We start from the raw sequence: 1,729 nt of genomic DNA, 5'->3' as shown, positions 1-1,729 counted from the left end.
AGGTCGAAGATCGGGGCCTCGGCGTCCTTGTTGATCGCCACGATGGTCTTGGAGGTCTGCATGCCGGCCCGGTGCTGGATCGCGCCGGAGATGCCGGAGGCGATGTACAGCTGCGGGGACACGCTCTTGCCGGTCTGGCCGACCTGGTTGGTGTGCGGGTACCAGCCCGCGTCGACCGCGGCACGCGAGGCACCGACGGCCGCGCCCAGGGAGTCGGCGAGGGCCTCGATGACCGAGAAGTTCTCGGCGCCGCCCACGCCACGGCCGCCGGAGACCACGATCGCGGCCTCGGTCAGCTCCGGGCGCCCGGTCGACTCACGCGGCGTGCGTGCGGTGACCTTGGTGCCGGTGGCCTGGTCGGAGAAGGTGACGGCCAGGGCCTCGACGGCCGCATCGGCCGGGGCGGCCTCCACCGCGGCACTGTTGGGCTTGACGGTGATGACCGGGGCGCCCTTGGCGCTGCGGGACTTGGTGGTGAAGGAGGCGGCGAACACCGACTGGGTGGCCACCGGGCCCGCCTCGCCGGCTTCGACGTCGACGGCGTCGGTGATGATGCCGGAGCCGATGCGCAGCGCGAGGCGGGCGGCGATCTCCTTGCCCTCGGCGGAGGACGGCACCAGCACGGCGGCCGGGGACACGGCCTCGTACGCGGCCTGCAGGGCGTCCACCTTCGGGACGACCAGGTAGTCGGCGTACTCGGCGGCGTCGTGGGTGAGGACCCGGGCCGCGCCGTGCTCACCGAGGACGGCGGCGGTGTCGGCGGCGCCATTGCCGAGGGCGACGGCGACCGGCTCGCCGATGCGACGCGCCAGGGTCAGCAGCTCCAGGGTGGGCTTGCGGACGGCGCCGTCCACGTGATCGACGTAGACGAGAACTTCAGCCATGGGAATGCTCTCCTGCGGATTGCGAAGTCTTCAGGGGCGGTAAGAGGGGGTGGGGCCTAGATGAACTTCTGGCCCGCGAGGAACTCGGCGAGCTGCTTGCCGCCCTCGCCCTCGTCCTTGACGATCGTGCCGGCGGTGCGCGCCGGGCGCTGGGCCGCGGAGTCGACGACCGTGCGGGCGCCCTCCAGACCGACCTCCTCGGCCTCGATGTCCAGGTCGGACAGGTCCCAGGACTGAACCGGCTTCTTCTTGGCCGCCATGATGCCCTTGAAGGACGGGTAACGGGCCTCACCCGACTGGTCGGTCACCGACACCACCGCGGGAAGGGAAGCCTCCAGCTGCTCCGAGGCGGCATCCCCGTCCCGGCGGCCCTTGACGGTCCCGTCCTGGACCAGGACCTGCGACAGCAGCGTCACCTGCGGCACCCCCAGGCGCTCGGCGACCAGCGCCGGCACCACACCCATGGTGCCGTCGGTGGAGGCCATACCGGAGATCACCAGGTCGAAGCCGGCCTTCTCCACGGCCTTGGCCAGCACCAGCGAGGTGCCGATGGCGTCGGTGCCGTGCAGGTCGTCGTCCTCGACGTGGATGGCCTTGTCGGCACCCATCGACAGCGCCTTGCGCAGCGCGTCCTTGGCATCCTCCGGGCCGATCGTCAGCACGGTGACCTCGACGTCGTCGTCGGAGTTCTCCGAGATCTGCAGCGCCTGCTCGACCGCGTACTCGTCCAGCTCGGAGAGCAGACCGTCGACGTCGTCCCGGTCGACGGTCAGGTCATCGGCGAAGTGCCGGTCGCCAGTGGCGTCGGGCACGTACTTCACAGTGACAACGATCCTCAAGCTCAC

At 70.9% G+C, this 1,729-nt stretch carries 2 protein-coding genes; both read right to left on the bottom strand.

The genetic code is table 11. The features are described 5' to 3' along the window. On the bottom strand, positions 1-884 hold an 884-nt coding region (locus tag ADK57_RS11890), incomplete at its 3' end, for an electron transfer flavoprotein subunit alpha/FixB family protein (protein WP_053749371.1). Between the two features lie 56 nt (positions 885-940). Beyond that, positions 941-1,729, bottom strand: a complete 789-nt coding sequence (locus ADK57_RS11885; protein WP_053749370.1) for an electron transfer flavoprotein subunit beta/FixA family protein — start codon at positions 1,727-1,729, stop codon at positions 941-943.

This window comes from Streptomyces sp. MMG1533, from assembly GCF_001279775.1.
Classification (GTDB): domain Bacteria; phylum Actinomycetota; class Actinomycetes; order Streptomycetales; family Streptomycetaceae; genus Streptomyces.
This window is presented reverse-complemented; position numbering and strand designations above follow the sequence as displayed.